Source organism: Kocuria sp. (assembly GCF_030536815.1).
Classification (GTDB): domain Bacteria; phylum Actinomycetota; class Actinomycetes; order Actinomycetales; family Micrococcaceae; genus Kocuria; species Kocuria gwangalliensis.
This window is the reverse complement of the sequence record NZ_JAUNPE010000009.1, coordinates 1-23,927: the sequence shown is the minus strand read 5'-3', so window position 1 is coordinate 23,927 and position 23,927 is coordinate 1. Positions and strand designations below refer to the sequence as shown.

Sequence of the window (23,927 nt, the reverse complement as noted above, 5' to 3'; positions counted from 1 at the left end):
GTTCGCCGCTCGTGGCGCGACCCACCCCCACAATTTACGACGCCGCTCGCGCACGTCGCGCACGCGGACCCGGCCCCGGTGCGGGCCCACGCACTTCACGCCACCAGACTCGCCGGTGGTCCCATTCGGTGGCCCGTGCCGTCAGACCGTGCCGATGCCCTTGGATTGGGCCCACTCGATGAGCCGTTCGCGCGCGGCATCTTCACCCACTGCACCTTGGTCCAAACGCATCTCGAGCAAGAACTTGTAGGCCCTGCCCACCTCGGGGCCGGGACCGATCCCCAGGGTTTCCATGATTTGTTGACCGTCCAGTTCGGGACGCACGGCCTCGAGCTGTTCTTGTTCGCGCAATTCGGCGATGCGCCGTTCGAGGTCGTCGTAGGCGGTGGCCAAGCGCGCAGACTTGCGTTTGTTGCGGGTTGTCACGTCCGAGCGCGTGAGGCGATGCAATCGTTCCAACTGGTCACCGGCATCGCGTACGTAGCGGCGCACCGCGGAGTCCGTCCACCCCGCATCCCCATATCCGTAGAAGCGCATATGTAGTTCGACCAGGCGGGTGACCTTTTTAATGGTGTCGTTGTCGAAACGCAGCGCCTTCATCCGTTTGCGGGTCAGCTTGGCACCGACCACCTCGTGATGTCGGAAGCTCACGGCGCCGCTCGGCTCGAAGCGACGGGTGGCCGGCTTACCCACGTCATGCATGAGCGCGGCGAAACGCAAGGCGAAGTCCGGAGCCGGGACCGGGCCGTCCACACCGGTCTCTTTCTCCGCCGCCTGCTCCATCACCGTCAGGGAATGCTGGTAGACGTCCTTGTGGTGGTGCGCTTCATCGGTCTCCAACTTGAGTGCGGGCACCTCGGGAAGCACGATCTCCGCAAGACCGGTGTCCGTCATGAGTTCTATGCCTCGGCGGGGATATGCACCGCACACGAGCTTGACCAGTTCTTCGCGCACGCGTTCGGCGGAAACGATCTCAATGCGCCGCGCCATGGCCGTCATCGCCTCCCGGACGGGCTCGACCACCTCCAACCCCAGCTGTGAACTGAAGCGCGCCGCACGCATCATGCGCAGGGGGTCGTCCGTGAAGGAATCCTCAGGGGTTCCCGGAGTGCGCAGCACACCGGCGTGCAGGTCCTTGATACCGCCGAAGGGATCCACCAGGTCCAGGTCCGGTAACCGCAGGGCCATGGCGTTGACGGTGAAGTCGCGGCGTCGTAAATCCTCGGTGAGGTCTTCCCCGAAGGCAACCACGGGTTTGCGTGATTCGGGATCGTAGGCCTCTGCGCGATACGTGGTGACCTCGAGCTGCAGACCGGCCTTGCGCATCCCGATGGTCCCGAAGTCCCGACCGATCTCCCAGTGCGCGTCCGCCCACTTCTTGATGACCGCGAGGGTCTGATCCGGGGTGGCGTTGGTGGTGAAATCCAGGTCCAGGGCGTCCCGGTCCAGGAAGAGGTCCCGCACGGGCCCGCCCACCAGGGACAACTCGTATCCGGCGTCGGCAAAGAGCCGCCCCAGTTCGAAAGAGACGGGGTGGAGAGAGGAGGTATCGAACAGCTGCGTCATGATGGCCGTAATTATCTCATTTCTTCCACCCGTGCCCGGCCCACCAATTCCCGGGTCAGGGAGTGTTCGGGGAATATGGCTAAGGTAGGAGTCATGGCTTTTCCCGTCCCTAGCGCGCCCAAGAGGCGACCGAACCAACCGGTCTCCGCGCTGCCCACGGTGGAAGAAGTCTCGGCCGGCGGCATTGTGGTGAACCTTCAGGACCCCACTCATCCGGTGGCCATTATTGCTCGCATTAATCGCGGTGGCCGCCTGGAATGGTGCCTCCCCAAGGGCCACCCCGAAGGCGATGAAACCAACCAAGAAGCTGCTGTCCGTGAGATCGAGGAAGAAACCGGCATCATGGGCCGCGTCCTCTCTCCCCTGGGCAGTATCGACTACTGGTTCACGGTGTCCGGCCACCGAGTTCACAAGACCGTTCACCATTTCCTGTTGGAAGCCACCGGCGGTTTCCTGACCACGGAGAACGATCCCGATCACGAGGCCGTTGACGTCGCCTGGTCCGGTATCGACGATCTTGACCGCAAACTGTCCTTCCCCAACGAGCGGCGCATTGCTGACATCGCTCGGGAGTACATCATTCATCAGTTGTAATCGCGCCCGCGGATCGGCTCCGCGGTGACTGCCGTTGCATTCCCCGTGCAGGAAGGCCTGTTTCATGCAGAGATCCGGTGCGCGTTCCAGCGCCATCATGGCGTCCGGAACCTTGGTCTCCCGGGTTCTCGGTTTTGCCAAGGCATTGCTGATCACGGTGGCCATCGGCTCGCTGACCACCATGGCGGACGTGTTCGAACTCGCCAATAACCTGCCCAACCTGATTTATGTCCTGATCGCCGGCGGTGTGTTCAATGCCGTGCTGGTTCCGCAGATCATTAAGGCCTCCAAGAACCCGGATGCGGGCGCGGACTACATTTCCCGACTGATCACCCTGGCCGTGCTCGCGCTGCTCGGGGTCACGGCCGTGGTGCTCGCGTGTGCGATCCCGATCATCCGGATCATGGGTCCGGGCTGGTCCGAGGGCCAGCTGAGCATGGCCATCACCTTTGCCCTGCTCACGTTCCCCCAGATCTTCTTCTACGGCCTGTACACCGTGGTGGGCCAGGTGCTCAACGCCAAGGGTGCCTTCGGTGCGTACATGTGGGCGCCGGTACTCAACAACATCATTGCGATTGCCGGCCTGTTGGTGTTCATTTACCAGTTCGGTCCGTTCGCGCGCACTCCCCACACCCTGGAGAACTGGACCGCGGCTCAAACCTTCTGGCTCGTGGGCATGTCCACGGTGGGCGTGATCGCCCAGGCGCTCATTCTCTTCTGGCCGCTCAAGCGCCTGGGCCTGGGGCTGCGCCCCAAGTTCGGCTGGCGCGGCATCGGCTTGTCCACCGCCGCCAAGCTGGGCGGGTGGACGCTGGCCACCGGCGTCATCGCCAACCTCGCGTTCCTTGCCCTGACCCGTACCGCCGCGATCCCCACCGGCGCCCGTGACGTAGACCCGTCCGGCGGGGTCTCGGAGCAGATCGCCGGTGTCACCGCCCTCAACCAGGCCTCTTTGCTCTACTCGCTGCCCCACGGTGTGATCGGGCTGTCCATCGCCACGGTCCTGTTCAACCGCATGGCCGCCGCCGCGGACGCCAAGGACCGAGACAGCCTGGTCTCCTCGCTGTCCTCCAGCATGCGCATCACGAGCGTGGCCACGGTCTTCTGCATGGTCGCGCTCATCGTGTACGCGGGCCCGCTGGGCATGATGTTCTCCGGTGGCATCGCCCCGGCCGGCGCAGTGATCGGCCAAGTCATCACCGTCATCGCGATCGGCGCACCGTTCATGTCCACCGCGTTCATGCTCGGCCGCGCCTTCTACGCGCAGGAGGACGCCCGCACACCGTTCGTGGTCCAGCTGATCGTCTCGATCTTCACGGTCATATCCGCGATCGGCATTGCCCGTGTCCTGCCGCCCGAGCACATGGTCTTTGCCGTGGCCGGTTGCTACGCCGCCCAGAACATCCTGGCCACGCTGCTTTATCACCTCGCACTCAGGCGCCGCATCGGCGATTACGACGTCGCTCGCATCCTGGGTGCCCACGTGCGGATCCTGGCGGCCTCGCTGGTAGCGGGCGCGGGCGGTGTCGTCGCGCTGTGGCTCATGGGCGGCTACGACACCGCCGGATTCCCGTGGCAGAACCAGATCACCGCGTTGATCTCCGTCATGGTGGGCGGCGTGGCCATGGGGCTGGTGTATTTGCTGGCCATGAGGCTCTTCCGGGTCGAGGAGTTCGGTTCCCTGATCGGCCCGTTGAAGGCCCGGGTGGGCCGGTAGACTGCGCAACAGTTTGTCGTCGCGCCCGCGAACCGCGCCGGGCGCCGTAACTCGAGGGAGTTCGCTGTGTCCCAGCCCATTGCGCTCGGAACTGTCCTGGGTGGCCGCTACCAGGTCACCGCATCTCTGTTGACCAGCGCGGACGGCGATCACGTGTTGCAGGGCGAGGACCAGATCCTGCGGCGCAGGGTGTCCATCCTGGTGCCCGGTGACAACCACGAACAGCTCATGGTGTCCAACGCGCGTTCCCTGGCCTCGGGGTCGGGCAGCGACCGGTTCCAGATCCTGGACCTCGGGCAGGCCCATGACACCACCTACGTGGTGACCTCCTACGCCCCCGCCGCGGACCTGCTGGACACCCTGCTCGTGGCGGAGAACGAGTTGGAGGACGAGTCCCTCTCGGACGACATCTTTGGCGACTCCCGCTCCGCTCCGGCATCCCCGTACGTCTACGAGGAACCGGAGCCCACCCAGCCCCACCAGGCCGTACCCACCCCGGGCGCCCAATCCGATGCGGGTGCCGATACGGACGAGGCCGCGGCACCCGGGAACAATCCCGCCGTGACCCGGTGGGGGGACGACGAGTACGACGCGTACCAGAACGCCCCCGCCGCTCCCTCCGTGCGGACCAAACTGGGCCGGGCCCGCAAGGTGGATCCCGAGTCCACCCGTTCGACGCTCTTCGATCGTGCCGCCTCCGGTGGCAGCGCCGCCGCCGCGGGAGCCTCGGCCGCCGCCGCCGGAAAAATTGATCCCACCTACGACGGTGACAATCGCTATGAGAGCTTCGAGGCCAACGAGGGTAACCCGGACCGTCTGGCCGGCTATCCGGTCGTCGAGGCCGAGACCCCGGCCCAGAGCTCCACGGGCGCCGGTGCCGCGGGCACGGCGGGAGCGGTGAGCGCGGTCGTCGGAGCTTCCGGTGGCGGTTCCGGTGCCGGTCCCGGCCCCTCCCACGATCCCGGAGCACCACGCAAGAAGCGCAACGGCCCGCTGCGGGCCCTGCTGTTACTCCTGCTGATCCTGGCCCTGCTGGCCGCTGTGGTCCTTGGCTTCCGCGCGCTGGGTGCGCTGAACTCGCAGCCCGATGACGGCCAGAACCCGGCTCCGCAGGGCGAGCAAACGACGTCGGCGCCTCAGGAAAGCGAAGCCGACGGCTCGGCGGCACCTTCGGAGCCCCGGGCGCAGGCGGTGACCCGTGTGACCTCGGATCCCAACTTCATGGATGACACGGACGCCACCCTGAGTCAGGCCATTGACGGCAATCCCGCCACGTACTGGCTCAGTTACGGCTTCTCGAACGCCAACTTCGGCAATCTCACCGACTATGTGGGGCTGGCCGTGGAACTTGAGGAACCGGCGCCCGTGTCCGAGGTCACGATCGACCAGGCCGGCGGCACCGGCGGCAACTTCACCGTGTACGTCTCGGATTCCCCGTCCATGGACGGCGCGCAGCAGGTCGGCACGGGGTCGTTCACCGGCCCGCAAATCACCGTGCCGCTCAGCCGGGCGGCGCAGGAGGATGAGCACGAGTACGTGCTCATCTTGTGGGAACAGCTGCCGCAGCTCACCAACCCCATTGGCGGGTACCAGTACGGTCTGCGTGTCGGGGAAGTTGCCGTTCGGTAACGGTCCGGAATATTCACGCCGTACCGGCACGTTCTTCCAGTAGTTTCCCGCCGCGAACGCGGTAATCCCCAGAAAGGTTTTCAGACACGTGAGCAATGATCTCGGCCCCTCCTTCGCGAACGCCGTGAACTTGAACCTGACGCCCGTCCAGGCGCAGGAGACCGCCCCCGCCACCTCCGACGACGCCGTCCACGACGTGGTCATCGTCGGTTCGGGACCCGCCGGTTACACCGCCGCTATTTACGCCGCTCGCGCGGACCTCAAGCCCATCGTGATCGCCGGCTCCGTCACCGCCGGTGGTGAACTCATGAACACCACGGATGTCGAGAACTACCCGGGTTTCATCGAAGGCATCATGGGGCCGGATTTGATGACCAATATGCAGCAGCAGGCCGAGCGCTTCGGTGCGGACATTCGTTTCGAGGACGTCACATCCGTGGAGCTGGAGGGCGAGATCAAGACCGTGACCGTCGAGGACGGCACCGTACTGCGCACCCGCACCGTGATCATGGCCACCGGTTCCGCCTACCGTAAGTTGGGCCTGCCCAATGAGGAGCGTCTGTCCGGCCACGGTGTGTCGTGGTGCGCCACGTGTGACGGGTTCTTCTTCAAGGAGCAGAACATCGCCGTGGTGGGTGGCGGTGACTCCGCGATCGAGGAGGCGACCTTCCTGACCAAGTTTGCGTCCAAGGTGACCCTGATCCACCGCCGCGATTCGTTCCGCGCCTCGGAAATCATGCAACAGCGCGCGTTCGATGATCCCAAAATCGACATCCTGTGGAACAAGCAGGTCAAGGACATCCACGGTGAGTCCAAGGTGGAGTCCCTGACCCTGGAGGACACCGTGACCGGAGAAACCTCGGAGCTGGATATCACCGGCTTGTTCGTGGCCATCGGCTCCGATCCCCGCGTTGATTTGGTCAAGGATCAGCTGGAACTGACCGTGGACGGCACCATTGCCGTGGACGGCCGTTCCTCGACAACGTCCGTCGCCGGTGTTTTTGCCGCCGGTGACGTGCTCGACGCCACCTACCGCCAGGCCATCACGGCTGCCGGCTCCGGATGCGTTGCCGCCATCGATGTGGAGCACTACCTGGCAGCGCTGGACAGCTGACCACGGGTGTCTGCGTCATAATCAATCTCAACCATTGGTGAATGGTCCGGCCCATCCGGTTATTCACCCGCTGAAAGGAACAAATCGACATGAGTGCAGCCAAAGACGTCACCGACGCCAACTTCCAGGCCGAGGTGCTGGAGAACTCCAAGCCCACCATCGTGGACTTCTGGGCCGAATGGTGCGGACCCTGCCGGCAGTTGGGCCCGGTGCTGGATGCCATGGCCGCCGAGTACGCGGACAACATTGACGTTGTGAAGGTCAATGTTGACGACAACCCCGCCATTGCCTCCAAGTACGGCATTACGTCCATCCCCGCGGTTTACTTGTTTGCCGACGGCGAGGTGGCCAAGACCTCGATCGGCGCCAAGCCCAAGTCCGCGCTGGAGAAGGAATTTGCGGACTACCTGACCCCGTCAGCCTGAGCGCGCGGCACACTAGCTACCGCGCTTCACGTTCCACAACTGTCAGGGGGAAGACCAGTGACATCCGAGCCACATGCGGCCAACCTGCGTCTGGGAGTGACCGACCGGCGCGTGGTGGGGCTTCGCGAACGCCTCATCCGCGCCAGCGAGGGTGCCACTGGTCTGTCCCCGGACGCCGTCAAAGACCCGTCACACTTTGATGAGACGCTCGACGGCGCCCTGCGGATCTTCCAGCAGAACAAGGGGCTGATCGTGGACGGCGTGCTCGGCCCCGAAACCGAGACCGCTCTGACGCAAGCCCAGTACACCCTGGGCGACCGCCCATTGTTCTACGACGCCGAGCACCCCCTGCGCGGCGAGGACGTTGAACTCATTCAAGCCAACCTGTCTCGGTTGGGTTTCTACTACGGTCACCTCAATGGGGTGTTCTGCCGCAAGACCCACTACGCAGTGGTGGAACTGCAGCAGAACCTGGGCCTCGAGGCCGATGGCGTGGTGGATCTCGAAACAATTGCGGCGCTTGCACGCATCAACAAGAACATTACGTCGTCCAAGGCCTACTCGCTGCGTGATTACCACCGTTTGGAACAGGCCACCAACGCCCTGAAGCAGCGTGTGATCATCCTGCTGCCCTGGTCCACTTCCGGTCAAGCTATCTCCCCCACGGCACCCGAACAGTTCACGGCTGACCAAGAGCGCATTACGACCGACGTTGCCCTGCGCACGTACGAGCTGCTGAACAACGTGGGCGCGTCACCGGTGATACTCAGCACCGGTAGCTACATGACCAGGTCCGGCGAACCGGTCCGCACGGTCGAGTCCAAGGCCGCGGCCACCCAGGGACACCCCGACGCGCTCGTACTGACACTTCATTGTGACTGGAACGCCTCGGAGTCAGCCAATGGCGTGGCCACCTATTACTGGGGTGACCAAGATGGTGCTGAGACCTTCTCTCCCATTGGTGAAACCGCAGCACGGTACATTCTCAAGGAACTGATCTCCCGTACCGGCGCCCAGGATCTCGGTTGTCACGCTCGTCAATGGGAGCTCTTGCGCTACTCGAATGCCCCCACCGTGTGGATTGACCTGGGTTATCTTTCAAGCGCCGCCGAACGGATCAATCTCGAGAACCCCGAACACCGGGAGCGCTTGGCGGAATCCATCCTGTGCGCGCTACAGCGAATGTACGTTCGGTCCGCCGATAACATTGCGACCGGCACCATGAGTTTGTCGGACATTGAGGACTACTACAACTCGAACTGAGCTTGCGGGCTCCGCACATGGAAGTGGCCCCGATGTTTCACGTGAAACATCGGGGCCACTTTTGTCTGCGGGGCCGATCGGCAAGACTCATGCCTCGGGCCATGGCCCCGCAAGTGCTAGCTAGCTCTGGTCCTCCATTTTTGGGTCCAAGACATCGATGATGCGGTTCAAGTCCTCCACGGACGCAAACTCAATGGTCATCTTGCCCTTGCGTGCACCCAGCTGAATCTTGACGCTCGTGTCCAAACGATCCGAGAAAGCATCTGCAATGTAGTTGAGTCGATCGTCATGACGATGGGTAGCACTCTTGCGCTTGGTCCCGTGACGCTTAAGTCCGTCCGACAGCGCCACCGTTTCCTCCGTGGCTCGCACGGACATGCCCTCCGCTACTACCCGCTGCGCCAGACGCTCCATGTCTGCGGGATCGGTCAGACCCAGTAATGCCCGCGCGTGACCGGAGCTCAATACCCCGGCCGCGACGCGGCGTTGAACCAGGGGTGGTAGGCGTAGAAGGCGGAGGGTATTGGAGATTTGCGGACGAGACCGGCCAATGCGGCGGGAGAGCTCGTCCTGCGTGGCACCGAATTCCTCCAACAGCTGCTGATAAGCGGCCGCTTCTTCCAGGGGATTCAGCTGCGACCGATGCAGGTTCTCCAGGAGGGCATCACGCAGGAGATCGTCATCCGCGGTTTCGCGGATGATCGCGGGGACGGAATCCAGTCCGGCCTTCTGAACGGCACGCCAGCGCCGTTCGCCCATAACCAGTTCGTACTTTGCACCCTCTCCCTCGCGGCTGGGCCGCACCACGACAGGCTGCAGGACTCCGAGTTCTTTCACGGAGAAGGCAAGCTCAGCCAGTTCATCCTCATCGAATACCTGCCGAGGCTGTTTCCGGTTGGGGTGGATGTCGGCGACAGGTATTTCCGCAAACTGCGCGCCCGGTACGGCCCCGAGTTGGCTCGGGTCGGTATCGTCCTCGAAGTTGGCAGATGTTTCACGTGAAACATTCGGGTCTGAATCTGCCGCCCGGGATGAGTCCGTACGGCCGTTCGGTGCTTGCTGGGGCAGACTGCTTTGCCTGCTAACCGCGCCGCGCGCATTACGGGACTCGTTGGGTGCGGACGCTGCATCGAAAGACTTGGTGTTTTTCGCCGGTGGGTCTTCTGCCGTCGTTCCATCACGACCCTGGGCGATCGTAGTCCGAGAGGTATCCGATGTTTCACGTGAAACATCGTGCTGAACCTTATTTCCCGGCGATTCATTGAGCTCATGTGATGGTGGCCCATTGACGGGCGACGTCGAGGGTTCCGATTCGTCGTTTCCTTCGGGCTCATCGGAGGGAAGGAAGAACATGTCCACCGGACGGCGGACACTGGTCGTACTTCTCAAGGCCTGACCCATGTCGCGTCGCGAACGTGCGCTGGGTTTAGTCCCCTTGCTCACGCCGCGGGATTCGGGCGATGTTTCACGTGAAACACTCGGCTTCTTCCCGGTAACCTCGGCAGCTGTCTCCTTTGTTTGCGCCGGGGCATTATCACCCGACCTCTTCGGCGTCGCGCCGGTCGTGTCTCCGGCCGTCTTGTTCTTCTTACCGGCAGATTCGACAGACCGCCCTCGGGCGGGTTGTTGGGCTCCCTTTTGCTCGTTCCTTTTATTCGTGGGGGGCGTCTCCAAGTTGGCCTTCACGGATTCCTGCTCGGTACGGGGTTTACTTGATGCAGCATCCGACGCAGCGGAATTCTTGCTTGTTCCGGTCCGCGCTCGTCCCTGCCGTTGTTCTGGTGATTCCGTCTTGACCGTCGTCGTGCCGCTGTCTGCGGTAGTCGTTTCGGCGGCCGATGCCGGACCGCTGGGAATCAGGGCTCCAAGGCCGCGACCCAGACCTCGTCGTTTCTCGCTCACGTGAATCCTTTCGTCATATCTCCGACGTTCATCTTATCCACGTGCGGCCGTCCGCTTGCACCGCCTGGGCCATGCGGCGCCGTGTTTCGGGTCGTTGTTTCACGTGAAACATCGCAACTGGCCGATGTCCAGCTGGAGCCTTAATGACCTGGACGTAAAAAGGGCCGCGAACTCGGCAAGTTCGCGGCCCTCCATAGCTGTTCTACGGCTTCAAACGGCTATCCGTGCGTGTTTCACGTGAAACATGGTGCCTAGGGTTTGGGAGAGCGCGCTCCCAGTTCGGCAGCTGCTTCGAGATAGGACAGGGCACCGGTGGAGCTCGGGTCGTACGTAATGACGCTTTGCTGATAGCTCGGGGCTTCGGATATCCGCACCGACCGCGGAATCATCGTGTCCATGACCTGGTCAGGGAAGTGTTGCCGCACTTCATCGGCCACCTGAGAGGCAAGGTTGGTACGGCCGTCGTACATCGTCAAGAGAATAGAGGACACGGACAAGTCGGGGTTCAGGTGCTTCTGAATCATGGTGATGTTGTTCAGGAGCTGACTCAGACCCTCCAATGCGTAGTACTCACATTGAATGGGGATGAGTACCTCGGTGGCAGCAACGAACGCATTGATGGTCAGAAGTCCAAGACTCGGCGGGCAGTCGATGAACACGTAGTCCAAGCGGGTCTCGCCCCGTTCTTCGCGGGCTTTCCCGTATTCCTTGAGCGCCCGTTGGAGCCGTTGTTCGCGTGCCACGACTGAGACCAGTTCGATCTCCGCCCCGGCGAGGTCAATGGTGGCCGGCAGCACCCAGAGATTCTCCATTTCGGGCGACTTCTGAACAACATCTACGATCGGAGTCTCGTCAATCAGAACATCATAGACACTGTCGACATCCGTGCCGTGCGGAATTCCCAAGGCAGTGGACGCATTGCCCTGCGGGTCGTTATCGATGACCAAGACGTTCTGGCCCTGTTGAGCCAGTGCGACAGCCAGGTTCACGGAGGTGCTGGTCTTACCCACGCCACCCTTTTGATTACTGATCGTGATGTACCGGGTTTCAGCAGGGGGATCGATCTTGGTCTGCCTAAGTCGTGCACGACGTTTATTCTCTTCCACGAGCTTCCTCCCAAGAGCGGTATCCGCTACTGCCTGCTGCGCTGCCGTACCGTGCGGGGTGTCTGTTTCACGTGAAACGTGACGTCCTCGGTCCGGAACAACCTTTTCTGTTTGTGCTGCGGGATCCGGTGGGAGACCGAAATCATGGCCGCGCACCCGGTCGTTCCGAGTTTCGGAGTTCTGCTCCACTCGTACCACTCGTCCTCTCCGACGGTTACAGACTGTACTGCGTTAGCTTACCCAGCCATATCGGGCACACCGATCAGGATCACAAGCTCAGGCGGACCACCGTGGTGGGTTCGCTCAGCAGATCCTCACCCACGGTGAGTACTTCCGCGGACCGCACTCCGAACCGATTGAATTTCTTCTTGGCCTTGTCGACCTCGTCCTGCGCCGACCGCCCCTTGAGGGCGAGCAGCTGTCCGGACCCCTTGAGCAGGGGAAGGGTGATGTCCATCAGGCCGGTCAACGCGGACACGGCGCGAGCCGTCACCACATCAACGTTCTTCAGCTGCGTCTTGGCCTGTTCGGCACGCGTCCGCAGTACGGTCACGTTGGGCAATTCAAGGTCCTCGATGACTTCGTCGAGCCACTGGACACGACGTTCCAGGGGTTCCACCAGGGTGATCGCGATGTCCGGGCGCGCCAGGGCGAGGCACAGTCCCGGCAGACCGGCACCGGAGCCCACGTCCACCACACGTGCGTTCTCCGGGATGAGTTCCTGGACCACGGCACAGTTGAGTACGTGACGTTCCCACAGTCTGGGTGCCTCACGCGGGCCGATCAACCCACGGACGATTCCCGACGATGCCAGGTGCTTGGTATAGCGTTCGGCAAGCGCCAGTCTGTCGCCGAAGAGCCGCTGGGCGGCCTCCAATTCCGAACCTGCCAGCGGAGGAGCCGGCTGCGGATCGGGGGCCGGACGCGAGGTGGCGGGAGGCTGAGAAGGTCCCGGAGCGGCGTCGTGCGCCTTGGACGAATGTGAACGTGCCACAGACCTAATCCGCCGCAGAAATCACGATGTGGCGACCCGGGCCTTCGCCCTCGGACTCGGAGAGCAAACCGGCCTCGGCCACGGCGTCGTGAATAATCTTGCGCTCATAGGCGGACAGCGGTTCCAGATGCACGCTGTCACCGCTGGACTGCACCTGGGCCACAGCCTTCTGGGCCATCTCACGCAGCACCTCGGCGCGAGCCTCGCGGTAGCCCGCGACATCGAGCACCAGGCGGCTGCGACGCTCCGTGGCGGAGAGAACCGCCAGGCGGGCAAGCTCCTGCAACGAATCCAGTACCTCGCCCTTGGGGCCTACAAGGGCTTCCAACTCGGAGTTCTGGGAGTCCTCGGTCACCACGGACACGTACGTACGGCCATCGCGGACCTCGATGTCGATGTCACCGTCGATGTCAGCGGTGTCGAGTAGCTCCTCAATGTAGTCGGCCGCGATCTCGCCTTCTTCCTCGAGGGGGCTCAACTGGGCCTCGAGTACATCGGCAGTCTGGTTCTCGGTCGTGCCGTCATGACCGTTGTCAGTCTCGTTCATTCGATGCTCTTCCTCAGGACCCTTGCTTCTTGCGGCCCTGCTGCTGTTTCTGGCGTTTCTTGGACACGGGCTGCTTGCGCTGCCCCGCGGCGGCACGCTGGCGCTGTTCTTCCAGCTTCTCCTCGTGCTCTTCCTTGGTCACACCCACCGGCGGTAGACCCTTGGCGGCGCGGCGTTCGTTGAGCTCGCGTTCGGCCTGAGAACCCGGGGTGGGGTTGTTGCGGATGACCCACCACTGCTGGCCCATGGACCACAGGTTGGAAACGGTCCAGTAAATGAGCACACCCAGCGGGAAGTTGATGCCGCCGATCGCGAAGACCAACGGGAACAGGTACAGCATCATTTGCTGCTGGCGGTACATGGGCGACTGCTTGGCGGCATCGCTCATGTTGCGCACGGTCAACTGCTTCTGCGTAATGAACTGCGTGGCGGACATGGCCACGATCATGACGACCGCCAGCACCACGGTTGCCGTGTGGTTACCGGCACCGGGCTGCATCAGGGTGGAGAACAGCGGTGCACCGAAAATGGTGGACGCGTTGAACTGCTCGACCAGCTGCGGGGTCAGCACGTGAATGGACTCACCGTTGGCGGCCGCCTGGGGCACCGAGCGGAGCACCTTGAAAAGCGCGAAGAAGATGGGCATCTGCACCAAGATGGGCAGGCACGCGGAGAACGGGTTCGAACCGTGATTCTTGTAGAGGGCCATTTGCTCTTCGGCCATGGCCTGGCGAGAGAGCTGATCCTTCTTGCCCTTGTACTTGGCCTGCAGCTTGGCCATTTCGGGCTGCAGTTCCTGCATGCCGCGCATGGATTTGATCTGCTTCAGGAACAAGGGGATGGTCAATGTACGCATCACCAGGGTCAGACCCACGATGGACAGCACCCAGGTAATACCTGATGCCGGGTCCATCCCAATGGCGGTGAGTAGCTCGTGGAAGACCCACAGCACTGCCGAAACGGCCCAGCTGAAGGGGAAGAGGATGATGTCGAAGAAATTCATCGAACGTTGGCTCCTTGGGTCACGCCGTGGTGGTGACCGGGGCGGTCGCACGTGGCCTCACGTGCGAGGTTCGGGTGGTTGAGCAGCATGATTTTGGGCGTTTCGGACAGTGAATGGAACTCTCGTCCACCGCCGGGAACTCTGTCGATTCCGCCCGCCGCCCATGGATGGCAGCGCAGTAAACGTTTGACACTCAACCCGAGTCCACGGGCCGCGCCGTGAACGGTGAAGGCTTCGAGCGCGTAGGCCGAGCATGACGGGAAGTAACGGCACACGTCCCCGTAGAGCGGGGACACAATGGAGCGATACAGCTTGAGCAGCGCAATGCATACGTTCTGCGGGGCGTACTTGATGGCGCGAAGCGCGTTGTTCGCCCTGTGGTACTCCTGGGGTGCTCGGTTCAGGAGAGCGTCGGCTGCCACCCGGTCTTCCACGTGTGCGCCTCCTCCACTACCTTGCACATCGAACGGTACGGCATTGCCCTGGGCAATGCCGAAGTCTGTCGTCATCCGGCCTTCCGGAATGCGCTCTGATACGCACCACGGTAGTCGTCACCGAGTTCGCTCCACACAGCACCCGCCGAGGCAGGTAGGGCGCGGACCACAACATCGTGCCCCGTGGGACGCGATTGCACGGTGTCGGCCGCGAGTTGACGCAACCGACGCTTGACCTTATTGCGAACCACCGCGTTCCCCACGGCCTTGGACACGACAAAACCCACGCGAGTGGGCTGGCTCTGGTCGCTCATGCGTACGGATACGACGACGTTCCGGCGTCCACTACGGGCGCCGGAACGTACGGTTGCAGAAAACTGCGCTGAGGTGCGCATCCGATGCTGGACGGGCAGCACGGTGCGAGGCCTCTACAACTTGAACTTAGGCCGACAGAGTAGCGCGACCCTTGCCACGGCGGGCATTCAGGATGGCGCGGCCTGCGCGGGTGCGCATACGAGCGCGGAAGCCGTGCTTACGGGCACGACGGCGGTTGTTCGGCTGGAAAGTCCGCTTGGTCATTAGTCACTCCACAAGGTTGGGACAACGGTGCTTGAACCGTGCGGTTGCACGGGATGGGCACGCGGTAGGTATTTGGGTGCGTAAGCGCGGCAGAAAGGCCCGAGCATAAACGCACAAGACTGATTTACAGTAGTCAATCGCCCGCCCCCGGTCAAATTCGGGGCTCCCCGGCGGCTTCTCCACAGTTGTGCATCCACAGCCTGTGGACCATGTGGACAACGGCTTCCGTGACCCGCCGAGGAAGAGTTTATCCCCAGGTGCGAACTACAAGGTTGTAGTTCTCCACATCCGCCCAATGGGGCTATGAAGTGCCACGACGCATGTTCTAGGCTGTCCGTTACGGGTTCCCCCACTCTGGTTTATCCACTGCTGTGTACAACTCTGTGGAAAACTAGCCAGAACCCGCCGCTACCGTCAGGAGAAATTCATGCACCAGGACAATCAGCCCCTGCTCCAACAGTGGGCCGAATGCGTCCGGTACATGAAGGAGCACCCTAGCGTGACCGGACGGTCCCGGGGCTTCATTTCCTTGTCCGAACCCCAGGGGCTCATGGGCACCACTTTGTTGGTGGCCGTGCCCAATGAGCGCACGCGGGAGTACTTCCAACACCGCAGCATGGCCGCCGTGCTGGACGAGGCCGTGGGTCGGGTATTCGGGCCGGAAACTCTGGTCGCGTTCGTGGTGGACACAGAACTCGGTCTGACCCCGCCCCAGAACGAGGCCCCGGCCGTGGACTCACAAGGCCCCTCGATTGAGGAACTCGAAGCCGAACGCAATCGCAGCGCCCCGCAGACACCGACCCATCACGGCGTGGATGTTCCGCGTACCGACCATCCGCGTCCGATGCCCAGTGGTCTGACCGATACCATGGCCGCGGAATCCACCACCCGCGTTTACGGAGACCTACCCCCTCGCAGAGATCCGCAGGCGGTGCCGCCGGCTCACCCGCGCGAACCGCTGAGCACCACGAACGGCACGGACACCAGCCCCTCGGACGCCGAGTGGGACAGCTCCGCACGGTTGAACCCCAAGTACGTGTTTGATTCATTCGTGATCGGTCAGTCCAACCGCTTTGCCCACGCCGCAGCCTTCGCTGTGGCCGAAACCCCCGCCAAGGCATATAACCCGCTGTTCATATACGGCGATTCCGGGCTGGGCAAAACCCACTTGCTGCACGCCATCGGCCACTACGCCAAGCGGCTTTACCCCAAACTGCGCGTGCGCTATGTGAACTCCGAGGAGTTCACCAACGATTTCATCAACTCGATCCGCGATGACGAAGGTTCCTCCTTCAAGGGCATCTACCGCAACGTGGACATGCTGCTCATCGACGACATCCAGTTCTTGGCCGGCAAGGAACACACGCAGGAAGAGTTCTTCCACACGTTCAACGCGCTGCACAATCACGAGAAGCAGATCGTGATCACCTCGGACATGCCACCCAAGCAGTTGACCGGTTTTGCCGAGCGCATGCGATCCCGCTTCGAGTGGGGTTTGATCACGGACGTGCAGCCGCCTGAATTGGAAACCCGCATCGCGATTCTGCGGAAGAAGGCCATCAGCGAGGGCATGGACGCCCCGGATGACGTAATGGAGTACATCGCATCCCATATCTCCACCAACATTCGTGAGCTCGAGGGTGCACTGATCCGTGTCACGGCATTCGCCTCACTGAACAAGCAGGCGGTGGATCTGCCGCTGGCCGAGCTGGTGCTCAAGGACTTGATCACCGAGGACGGCGGGCAGGAAATCACGGCGGCGTCGATCCTCGGCCAGACCGCGGCGTTCTTCAACATCACCTTGGACGAGCTCAAGTCCAAGTCCCGCACCCGCACGCTCGTGACCGCGCGGCAGATCGCCATGTATTTGTTGCGTGAGCTCACGGACATGTCTCTGCCCAAGATCGGTCAGGAGTTGGGCGGGCGTGACCACACCACCGTGATGCACGCGGACCGCAAGATTCGCACCCTGATGGCCGAGCGGCGTCAGATTTTCGATCAGGTCACGGAGTTGACCAACCGCATCAAGCAGCAGTCCCGCGAGGGCTGAGCCCGCGGCTCACCACGTCTTGAGGGTCCCGGCCAGTCGGCCGGGACCCTACTTTTTTGTGATTCGTCCACAGGTTCCCAGCCCTCGGGACCAGCCACGACGCCGCTCCATACACAGGTTACGGTGGCCGTGTGGACGGATTGTGCACAACCGGGAATCACCCGATGTGGAAAACTTTGTGGACAACGTTCGAGCTTCGGTGGATAAGCATCCCGGTGCGGGGGACGACCCTGTGGATTCCGCGACATAGCGCGGAAGTTACGCACTGAGCGACCACAGACGGGCCCGAAGTTAAGCACAGGACGTCAACAGGCTCGAGCCATTCAAACAGCGGGAAGCAGGCAGTTATCCACAGTTTCCACATGGGTTATTAACACTCTTACCCTTAAAGAGAAATCCACCGAATAACAAAAATCTTGTGCCCACGCCTCGTCCCGAGCCCGGACGAGAACCTGTAATTACAAGTTTGCGCACTCCACTCGGCTCGTGTGGGCTCGAAAGTCGCCGCTCAAGGCGGATACGATGCACACGGCGAGTTACATATTTTTAGACCAAAGGGGCATTGCCGTGAAGTTCTCCGTCGAGCGCGACGTACTGGCTGAAGCAGTCACATGGACGGCACGATCCTTGTCACCACGCCCGCCGGTCCCCGTTCTCTCCGGTCTCCTGATCAAAGCCGACAGCGGTTCACTATCGATCGCAAGCTTTGACTACGAAATCTCCGCTCGCCTGACCATCAGCGCTGATGTCCAGGAAGAAGGCACCACCCTGGTCTCCGGCCGCCTCCTGGCGGACATCTGCCGTTCCCTACCCTCGGCACCCGTGCAGGTCGAGGTCGACGGCGGCAAGGTCACGCTCACGTGCAAGTCCTCCAAGTTCAACCTCGCGGCCATGCCCGTCAATGACTACCCCCAGTTGCCGGCACTTCCGGAACTGTCCGGTGTGATTGCCGGTGATGAGTTCGCGCACGCCGTGGGTCAGGTGAACATCGCTGCCTCCAAGGACGACACCCTGCCGATCCTCACGGGCGTACGCATGGAGATCGACGGCGAAAAAATCACGTTGCTCGCCACGGACCGGTACCGGTTGGCCATGCGTGAACTCACGTGGCGGCCTTCTGATCCCACGATTTCCACGGCGGCTCTGATCAAGGCCAAGACCTTGAACGACATTGCCAAGACACTCGGCGCCGCCGGGGACGTCAATGTGGCACTGGCGGACAACGCGGAGCTGGTCGGTTTCGAATCCGGTGGCCGCCGCACCACCAGCTTGCTGATCGACGGTGAGTACCCCAAGATTCGCTCGTTGTTCCCGGAGAACACCCCGATCACCGCCGCGGTCAAGACGGCGGATCTCGTGGAAGCGGTTCGCCGCGTCTCCTTGGTCGCCGAACGCAACACACCGGTGCGACTGGCCTTCACCCAGGGACAGGTGGCATTGGACGCCGGCACCGGTGAGGACGCGCAGGCTTCCGAGGTCCTGGATGCCCAGCTCAACGGTGACGACATCACCGTGGCGTTCAACCCGACCTACCTGTCCGAAGGTTTGCACGCCTTCGATTCCCAGTACGTGCGGTTCTCCTTCACCGCACCTCCCAAACCCGCGGTTCTCTCCGCCCAGCAGGAACTGGATGGCGAGGACAACGTGGATTACAAGTACCTGCTGATGCCGGTCCGGTTGCCCAACCAGTGATCGTGTGTTCGTAGACCACCTGTCCCTGCTGGATTTCAGAACCTACGCGAGTCTCGATCTGCCCCTGGACCGCGGGCTGACCGTGTTCGTAGGTCCCAACGGCGTGGGCAAGACCAACGTGGTCGAGGCCATCGACTGGGCCGCCAATCTCTCATCGCACCGCGTTGCCAGTGACACCCCGCTGATCAAGACGGGGGCCGAACGGGCAATCGTGCGGATCCGAGTCCGCCGCGCCACCCACCACACGGTTCTGGAGTTCGAACTCAACGACGGCCGGGCCAACAGGGTACAGATCAACCGTGCAGCTCCGGTGCGCGCACGGGAAGCCATGGGTGTCCTTCACACCGTGGTGTTCTCTCCGGAGGATCTGACGTTGGTCAAGGGAGACCCGGGGCACCGGCGGAAGTTCCTGGACGATCTGGCAACCTCCATGCGGCCGGTGCTGGTCGCGGCCCGCAGCGATTACGACCGGGCCCTGAAACAACGCAACGCGCTGTTGAAATCCGCCCGTTACTCACGCCAGAACGCGCAATCCCACCAGGCAACCCTTGCCGTGTGGAACGAGCAGTTGGCGCGGGCCGGTGCAGCGGTCATGGGGGCGCGGCTTCAGTTGCTCAAGGCGCTGGAGCCCGAAGTGGATCGGGCCTATCAGCAGCTCACGGACGGTCCGAAGCACGTGGGGCTGCGCTACGAGTGCTCGTCAGTGGACCCCGCTGCCGACTCCGCGGCCCTGGAGCATTTTTCCGTGGGGGACCTCTACGAGTTGATGCTGCAGGCCTTCGATCGGGTCCAACGGCAAGAGCAGGAACGCGGGATCACCCTGGTGGGTCCGCACCGCGATGACATGGTGATTTCACTCGGGGACACCCCGGCCAAGGGCTATGCCTCCCACGGTGAGACGTGGTCCACGGCCCTGGCCCTGCGGCTGGGTTCCTGGTACGTGCACGTGGCCGATGACCCCAATGAGGGCGCAGCACCCGTGCTGATCTTGGACGACGTGTTCGCCGAACTGGATGCGCGGCGTCGGCAGAAGCTGGCTCAACTGGTCCAGCGGGCCGAGCAGGTATTGGTGACCGCCGCTGTGGACGAGGATCTTCCGCGGGCGCTGCGCGAGAACCCGCACCGCGTGGTGCGCGTGAGCCCCGGGCGGGTGGACGTACAGGACGCCCCGGCCGGCGAGGCGCCCCCCGATCGAGGCGAGCATGACTGATCCGGCCCGGGACGACGTCGTCGATGCCGCCGCCTCCGCGCTGCAACGCGTGCGTCGAGCGGCTCAGGAGCGCGGAGATGCGCGGTTGTCCAAGGCGGCCGCGGCCAAGAACATGAAGTTCTTCGGACAGGCGATGGAGGACGGCACGGGATCGCCGGCACTCAAGCAGCGTTACAACCGGCCCGTGGATGCCCGGCAGATGGGTGGTTACTCCGGACCGGGGAAGTCGGCGCGAGATCCACGCAAGCTGGGCAATATCGTGGATTCACTGATCGTGCACCGTGGCTGGAAGACGCCCGTGAACGTGAGCAGCGTGCTCGCGGACTGGGCCTCGCTCGTGGGGGCGCGCAATGCGGAGCACACGTGGCCCGAGAGCTTTGAGGACACCGTGGTGCGCGTGCGCTGCGACTCCACCGCGTATGCCACCCAATTGCGGTTGATTCAATCGCAGATCCTGCGCACCTTCGCGGACCGGCTGGGGGAGGGCATCGTGACCAAGCTCGAGATCCACGGGCCGGTGGGGCCAAGTTGGAAGAAGGGCCGGTGGACCGTCCAGGGCCGCGGGCCCCGCGATACCTACGGATAACCGCGTTTCATGGCCCGGATGAGGCGGTAAACGCCGCAATTCTCAGAATCACCCCGGTTCATGTGGTCCCCCAGCGGACTGGGCCCCCGGGGCGTCTGCGGGCCGTTGAGCGCTTTATCCGGTAGAATTGGGGTACAAGATCTTTTTGTCCCGCCAGCCGATGAGCCGCGCGCCGTCTCATCGGCTGTATTCATGCGGGCCGACCAATCGATCTACGTCGATTACGCAGGAGGACCGGAGACCCCGTGGCTACAGAGGATCCCCTACAGCACGAGTACGGTGCCGGTGATATCACCGTTCTGGAAGGCCTGGAGGCCGTCAGGAAACGTCCGGGGATGTACATCGGTTCCACCGGACCTCGCGGACTGCACCACCTGGTGTACGAGGTGGTCGACAACTCCGTCGATGAGGCACTCGCCGGCTACTGCGATCACATCGAGATCACACTCCAGGCTGACGGCGGTGTGCGCGTCTCCGACAACGGTCGCGGTATCCCCGTGGACATGCACCCCACCGAGGGCAAGCCCACCGTGGAGGTGGTCATGACCATCCTGCACGCCGGCGGTAAGTTCGGCGGCGGCGGTTACGCCGTCTCCGGTGGCCTGCACGGCGTGGGTATTTCCGTGGTCAACGCCCTGTCCGCCCGCGTCAGCACCGTGGTGCGCCGGCAGGGTTATGAATGGCGGATGAACTTTGCCAACGGCGGTGTCCCGCAGGGCCAGCTGGAAAAGGGTGAGGCCACCGAGGAGACCGGTACCACTCAGACGTTCTACCCTGACCCCGAGATCTTCGAGACCGTCGATTTCGACTTCGAGACGCTGCGCGCTCGCTTCCAGCAGATGGCCTTCCTGAACAGGGGACTGCGCATCACGCTCACGGATGAGCGACAGCAGGACGAGTCCGGTGAGGAGATCGCCGGGTCCCAGACCAAGGTTTCCGCGGAGGAACCGGTCGAGGGGCAGGACGGCGGCACCGTCAACGCCGCGAATGGCCAGACCCACACCAACTCGAACGGTGACCTGCAGGTCGTCTACAAGTACGACAATGGCCTGCTGGACTACGTGACTTTCTTGAACTCGTCCAAGAAGGCCGATCTCATCCACGACGATGTCATTGCGTTGGAAGTGGAAGACGACGACAAGAAGATGTCGTTGGAACTGGCCATGCAGTGGACCACCGCGTTCACGGAGTCGGTGCACACCTATGCCAACACCATCAACACCCACGAGGGTGGCACGCACGAAGAGGGCTTCCGTTCCGCGCTGACCACCCTGATCAACCGTTACGCGCGAGAGAACAAGCTGCTGCGCGACAAGGACGAGAACCTCACCGGCGACGACGTTCGCGAGGGGTTGACCGCGGTGGTGTCCATCAAACTGGGCGAACCCCAATTCGAGGGCCAGACCAAGACCAAGCTGGGCAACTCCGAGGCCAAGACCTTTGTGCAGCGCGAGATGTTCGACTTGTTCGGTGACTGGCTCGAGCGCAATCCGGCCCCGGCCAAGGACATCATCCGCAAGGCGATCTACGCGTCCCAGGCCCGCTTGGCCGCGCGTAAGGCGCGCGAAACCACACGACGCAAGGGCTTGCTGGAATCCGGTGGCATGCCGGGCAAGCTCAAGGACTGCTCGTCCAAGGACCCCACGCTCTCCGAGATCTACATCGTGGAGGGTGACTCCGCGGGTGGTTCGGCCGTGCAGGGCCGTGACCCCGGTCGCCAGGCCATCCTGCCGTTGCGCGGCAAGATCTTGAACGTGGAGCGCGCGCGCCTGGACCGTGCGCTGTCCAACGCCGAGGTTCAGTCCATGATCACCGCGTTCGGCGCGGGAATCGGCGATGACTTCGACATCGAAAAGGCCCGCTACCACAAGATCGTGCTCATGGCCGACGCGGACGTGGACGGCCAGCACATCACCACTTTGCTGCTCACGCTGTTGTTCCGGTTCATGCGCCCGCTCATTGAGCACGGCTACGTGTACCTGGCGCAGCCGCCGCTGTACCGCATCAAGTGGTCCAACGCCGCCCACGACTACGTGTTCTCGGACGCCGAGCGTGACGAGGTCGTGGCCGAGGGTCTGGCCAAGAACCGTCGCCTGCCCAAGGACAACGGCATTCAGCGTTACAAGGGCCTGGGCGAGATGGACTACACCGAGCTGTGGGAGACCACCATGGACCCCGAGCACCGCACGCTGTTGCAGGTCACCATGGACGACGCCGCCGCGGCGGACCAGGTGTTCTCCGTGCTCATGGGTGAGGACGTGGAATCCCGCCGCGAATTCATCCAGCAGAACGCCAAAGACATTCGGTTCCTCGACATCTAGAACATGTTGTCCGCCGCATATTCCGTATGTGGCATGAATGCCGAACCGTGGGATTTGAGAAGAAACGGATAGCAACGAATGAGTGACGAGACTCCGGACGGAAACGTCCCGGTCGACCCCGAGAACTCGATCGAGCTCGAAACGGACGAAGGCGACGTCGTCGTGAGCACTGGCGATCACGTGGAGCAGGTGGACCTGCAGACCGAGATGCAGCGCTCGTACCTGGACTACGCCATGGCCGTGATCGTGGGCCGTGCACTGCCGGACGTGCGCGACGGTTTGAAGCCCGTGCACCGCCGGGTGATCTACACGATGTTCGACGGCGGTTACCGCCCCGAGCGTTCCTTCAACAAGTGTGCCCGCGTGGTCGGTGACGTGATGGGTAATTACCACCCGCACGGTGACTCCGCGATCTACGACGCCCTGGTGCGACTGATCCAGGGCTGGATCATGCGCTACCCGCTCGCGCTCGGCCAGGGTAACTTCGGCTCGCCCGGTAACGACGGCGCCGCGGCCCCCCGTTACACCGAGACCAAGATGGCTCCGCTGGCCATGGAGATGGTCCGGGACATCCACGAGGACACCGTGGATTTCCAGGACAACTACGACGGCAAGCAGCAGGAACCCACCGTTCTGCCGGCGCGCTTCCCGAACCTGCTGGTCAACGGTTCCTCCGGTATTGCCGTGGGTATGGCCACCAACATTCCGCCGCACAACCTGCGCGAAGTGGCGGACGGCGTGCAGTGGTACCTCCAGAACCCCACCGTGGACCGCGAGACCCTGCTCGAAGAACTCATTAAACGCGTCAAGGGCCCGGACTTCCCCACGGGAGCTCAGATCCTGGGTCACAAGGGCATCGAGGACGCCTACCGCACCGGCCGCGGCTCCATCACCATGCGCGCCGTGGTCAGTGTGGAGGAAATCCACGGTCGGACGTGCCTGGTGGTCACCGAACTGCCGTACCAGGTGAACCCGGACAACCTGGCCGTGAAGATCGCCGACCTCGTCAAGGACGGCCGTGTGCAGGGCATTGCGGACATGCGCGATGAGACCTCCGGTCGTACCGGTCAGCGTCTGGTGATCGTGCTCAAGCGCGATGCCGTTCCCAAGGTGGTGCTCAACAACCTCTACAAGCACACGCAGCTGCAGGAGAACTTCTCCGCCAACATGCTGGCGCTCGTGGACGGTGTGCCCC

General features: G+C 62.9%; 21 protein-coding genes. 12 read left to right on the top strand and 9 right to left on the bottom strand.

Annotated elements, in window-relative coordinates; translation table 11 throughout:
• Nucleotides 1-141: 141 nt before the first annotated feature.
• Nucleotides 142-1,566, bottom strand: a complete 1,425-nt coding sequence (locus tag Q4E95_RS02205) for a CCA tRNA nucleotidyltransferase (protein WP_303381740.1) — start codon at nt 1,564-1,566, stop codon at nt 142-144.
• A 93-nt stretch (nt 1,567-1,659) separates the two neighbouring features.
• Here Q4E95_RS02205 and Q4E95_RS02200 point away from each other — a divergent pair, with 93 nt between their 5' ends.
• The 6 genes from Q4E95_RS02200 (at nt 1,660) to Q4E95_RS02175 (ending at nt 8,308) form a co-directional block, all read left to right on the top strand.
• Nucleotides 1,660-2,160 carry an NUDIX hydrolase gene (locus Q4E95_RS02200; protein ID WP_303381739.1) on the top strand — a complete coding sequence of 167 codons (501 nt, stop codon included), beginning with the start codon at nt 1,660-1,662 and terminating at the stop codon, nt 2,158-2,160.
• Between the two features lie 64 nt (nt 2,161-2,224).
• The gene (gene murJ / locus Q4E95_RS02195; protein WP_303381738.1) at nt 2,225-3,877 is read left to right on the top strand and encodes a murein biosynthesis integral membrane protein MurJ; all 1,653 of its coding nucleotides are present in this window, start codon (nt 2,225-2,227) and stop codon (nt 3,875-3,877) included.
• Nucleotides 3,878-3,943: 66 nt separating this feature from the next.
• On the top strand, nt 3,944-5,506 hold the full coding sequence (locus Q4E95_RS02190) for a hypothetical protein (protein WP_303381737.1): 1,563 nt from the start codon (nt 3,944-3,946) through the stop codon (nt 5,504-5,506).
• Nucleotides 5,507-5,642: 136 nt separating this feature from the next.
• The gene (trxB, locus tag Q4E95_RS02185) at nt 5,643-6,620 is read left to right on the top strand and encodes a thioredoxin-disulfide reductase (protein WP_303381759.1); all 978 of its coding nucleotides are present in this window, start codon (nt 5,643-5,645) and stop codon (nt 6,618-6,620) included.
• 89 nt (nt 6,621-6,709) lie between these two features.
• Nucleotides 6,710-7,045, top strand: a complete 336-nt coding sequence (gene trxA / locus Q4E95_RS02180) for a thioredoxin (RefSeq protein WP_303381736.1) — start codon at nt 6,710-6,712, stop codon at nt 7,043-7,045.
• A gap of 57 nt (nt 7,046-7,102) precedes the next feature.
• Nucleotides 7,103-8,308, top strand: coding sequence for a peptidoglycan-binding protein (locus Q4E95_RS02175; protein WP_303381735.1), 1,206 nt, complete (start codon nt 7,103-7,105; stop codon nt 8,306-8,308).
• A gap of 120 nt (nt 8,309-8,428) precedes the next feature.
• Here the strand turns inward: Q4E95_RS02175 and Q4E95_RS02170 are convergent, their stop codons facing one another.
• The 8 genes from Q4E95_RS02170 to rpmH form a co-directional block, all read right to left on the bottom strand.
• The gene (locus tag Q4E95_RS02170; protein WP_303381758.1) at nt 8,429-9,709 is read right to left on the bottom strand and encodes a ParB/RepB/Spo0J family partition protein; all 1,281 of its coding nucleotides are present in this window, start codon (nt 9,707-9,709) and stop codon (nt 8,429-8,431) included.
• A 752-nt stretch (nt 9,710-10,461) separates the two neighbouring features.
• Nucleotides 10,462-11,316: a ParA family protein gene (locus Q4E95_RS02165; protein WP_303381734.1), complete on the bottom strand. Its 855-nt coding sequence runs from the start codon at nt 11,314-11,316 to the stop codon at nt 10,462-10,464.
• Nucleotides 11,317-11,584: 268 nt separating this feature from the next.
• Nucleotides 11,585-12,208 carry a 16S rRNA (guanine(527)-N(7))-methyltransferase RsmG gene (gene rsmG, locus Q4E95_RS02160; protein ID WP_303381757.1) on the bottom strand — a complete coding sequence of 208 codons (624 nt, stop codon included), beginning with the start codon at nt 12,206-12,208 and terminating at the stop codon, nt 11,585-11,587.
• Between the two features lie 106 nt (nt 12,209-12,314).
• A complete protein-coding gene (locus Q4E95_RS02155; protein ID WP_303381733.1) occupies nt 12,315-12,857 on the bottom strand; it encodes a R3H domain-containing nucleic acid-binding protein in 543 nt (180 codons plus the stop codon).
• Between the two features lie 13 nt (nt 12,858-12,870).
• Nucleotides 12,871-13,860 carry a membrane protein insertase YidC gene (yidC, locus tag Q4E95_RS02150; protein ID WP_303381732.1) on the bottom strand — a complete coding sequence of 330 codons (990 nt, stop codon included), beginning with the start codon at nt 13,858-13,860 and terminating at the stop codon, nt 12,871-12,873.
• On the bottom strand, nt 13,857-14,282 hold the full coding sequence (gene yidD / locus Q4E95_RS02145; RefSeq protein WP_303381756.1) for a membrane protein insertion efficiency factor YidD: 426 nt from the start codon (nt 14,280-14,282) through the stop codon (nt 13,857-13,859). Before yidD ends, yidC begins: the two co-directional genes overlap by 4 nt.
• Nucleotides 14,283-14,365: 83 nt before the next feature.
• Nucleotides 14,366-14,710, bottom strand: a complete 345-nt coding sequence (rnpA, locus tag Q4E95_RS02140; protein WP_303381731.1) for a ribonuclease P protein component — start codon at nt 14,708-14,710, stop codon at nt 14,366-14,368.
• A 25-nt stretch (nt 14,711-14,735) separates the two neighbouring features.
• On the bottom strand, nt 14,736-14,873 hold the full coding sequence (rpmH, locus tag Q4E95_RS02135) for a 50S ribosomal protein L34 (protein ID WP_303381730.1): 138 nt from the start codon (nt 14,871-14,873) through the stop codon (nt 14,736-14,738).
• 427 nt (nt 14,874-15,300) lie between these two features.
• On the opposite strand from rpmH, the gene dnaA reads away from it, so the two are divergent.
• The 6 genes from dnaA to Q4E95_RS02105 all read left to right on the top strand — a co-directional run.
• Nucleotides 15,301-16,923 carry a chromosomal replication initiator protein DnaA gene (gene dnaA, locus Q4E95_RS02130; RefSeq protein ID WP_303381729.1) on the top strand — a complete coding sequence of 541 codons (1,623 nt, stop codon included), beginning with the start codon at nt 15,301-15,303 and terminating at the stop codon, nt 16,921-16,923.
• A gap of 567 nt (nt 16,924-17,490) precedes the next feature.
• A complete protein-coding gene (gene dnaN / locus Q4E95_RS02125) occupies nt 17,491-18,615 on the top strand; it encodes a DNA polymerase III subunit beta (RefSeq protein WP_303381728.1) in 1,125 nt (374 codons plus the stop codon).
• Between the two features lie 4 nt (nt 18,616-18,619).
• The gene (recF, locus tag Q4E95_RS02120; RefSeq protein WP_303381727.1) at nt 18,620-19,825 is read left to right on the top strand and encodes a DNA replication/repair protein RecF; all 1,206 of its coding nucleotides are present in this window, start codon (nt 18,620-18,622) and stop codon (nt 19,823-19,825) included.
• The gene (locus Q4E95_RS02115) at nt 19,818-20,411 is read left to right on the top strand and encodes a DUF721 domain-containing protein (protein ID WP_303381726.1); all 594 of its coding nucleotides are present in this window, start codon (nt 19,818-19,820) and stop codon (nt 20,409-20,411) included. Before recF ends, Q4E95_RS02115 begins: the two co-directional genes overlap by 8 nt.
• A gap of 245 nt (nt 20,412-20,656) precedes the next feature.
• Complete coding sequence (gene gyrB, locus Q4E95_RS02110; RefSeq protein WP_303381725.1) at nt 20,657-22,732, top strand: DNA topoisomerase (ATP-hydrolyzing) subunit B; 2,076 nt, start codon at nt 20,657-20,659, stop codon at nt 22,730-22,732.
• A 78-nt stretch (nt 22,733-22,810) separates the two neighbouring features.
• Nucleotides 22,811-23,927, top strand: a 1,117-nt coding sequence (locus Q4E95_RS02105) for a DNA gyrase subunit A (protein ID WP_303381724.1), incomplete at its 3' end; no start/stop codon positions are given.

Coding starts and splice junctions, on each gene's coding strand:
- dnaA (WP_303381729.1), top strand. CDS start 15,301: ATGCACCAGGACAATCAGCCCCTGCTCCAACAGTGGGCCGAATGCGTC.
- murJ (WP_303381738.1), top strand. CDS start 2,225: ATGCAGAGATCCGGTGCGCGTTCCAGCGCCATCATGGCGTCCGGAACC.
- trxA (WP_303381736.1), top strand. CDS start 6,710: ATGAGTGCAGCCAAAGACGTCACCGACGCCAACTTCCAGGCCGAGGTG.
- Q4E95_RS02155 (WP_303381733.1), bottom strand. CDS start 12,857: ATGAACGAGACTGACAACGGTCATGACGGCACGACCGAGAACCAGACT.
- Q4E95_RS02115 (WP_303381726.1), top strand. CDS start 19,818: ATGACTGATCCGGCCCGGGACGACGTCGTCGATGCCGCCGCCTCCGCG.
- Q4E95_RS02170 (WP_303381758.1), bottom strand. CDS start 9,709: ATGGGTCAGGCCTTGAGAAGTACGACCAGTGTCCGCCGTCCGGTGGAC.
- Q4E95_RS02200 (WP_303381739.1), top strand. CDS start 1,660: ATGGCTTTTCCCGTCCCTAGCGCGCCCAAGAGGCGACCGAACCAACCG.
- rpmH (WP_303381730.1), bottom strand. CDS start 14,873: ATGACCAAGCGGACTTTCCAGCCGAACAACCGCCGTCGTGCCCGTAAG.
- yidC (WP_303381732.1), bottom strand. CDS start 13,860: ATGAATTTCTTCGACATCATCCTCTTCCCCTTCAGCTGGGCCGTTTCG.
- Q4E95_RS02205 (WP_303381740.1), bottom strand. CDS start 1,566: ATGACGCAGCTGTTCGATACCTCCTCTCTCCACCCCGTCTCTTTCGAA.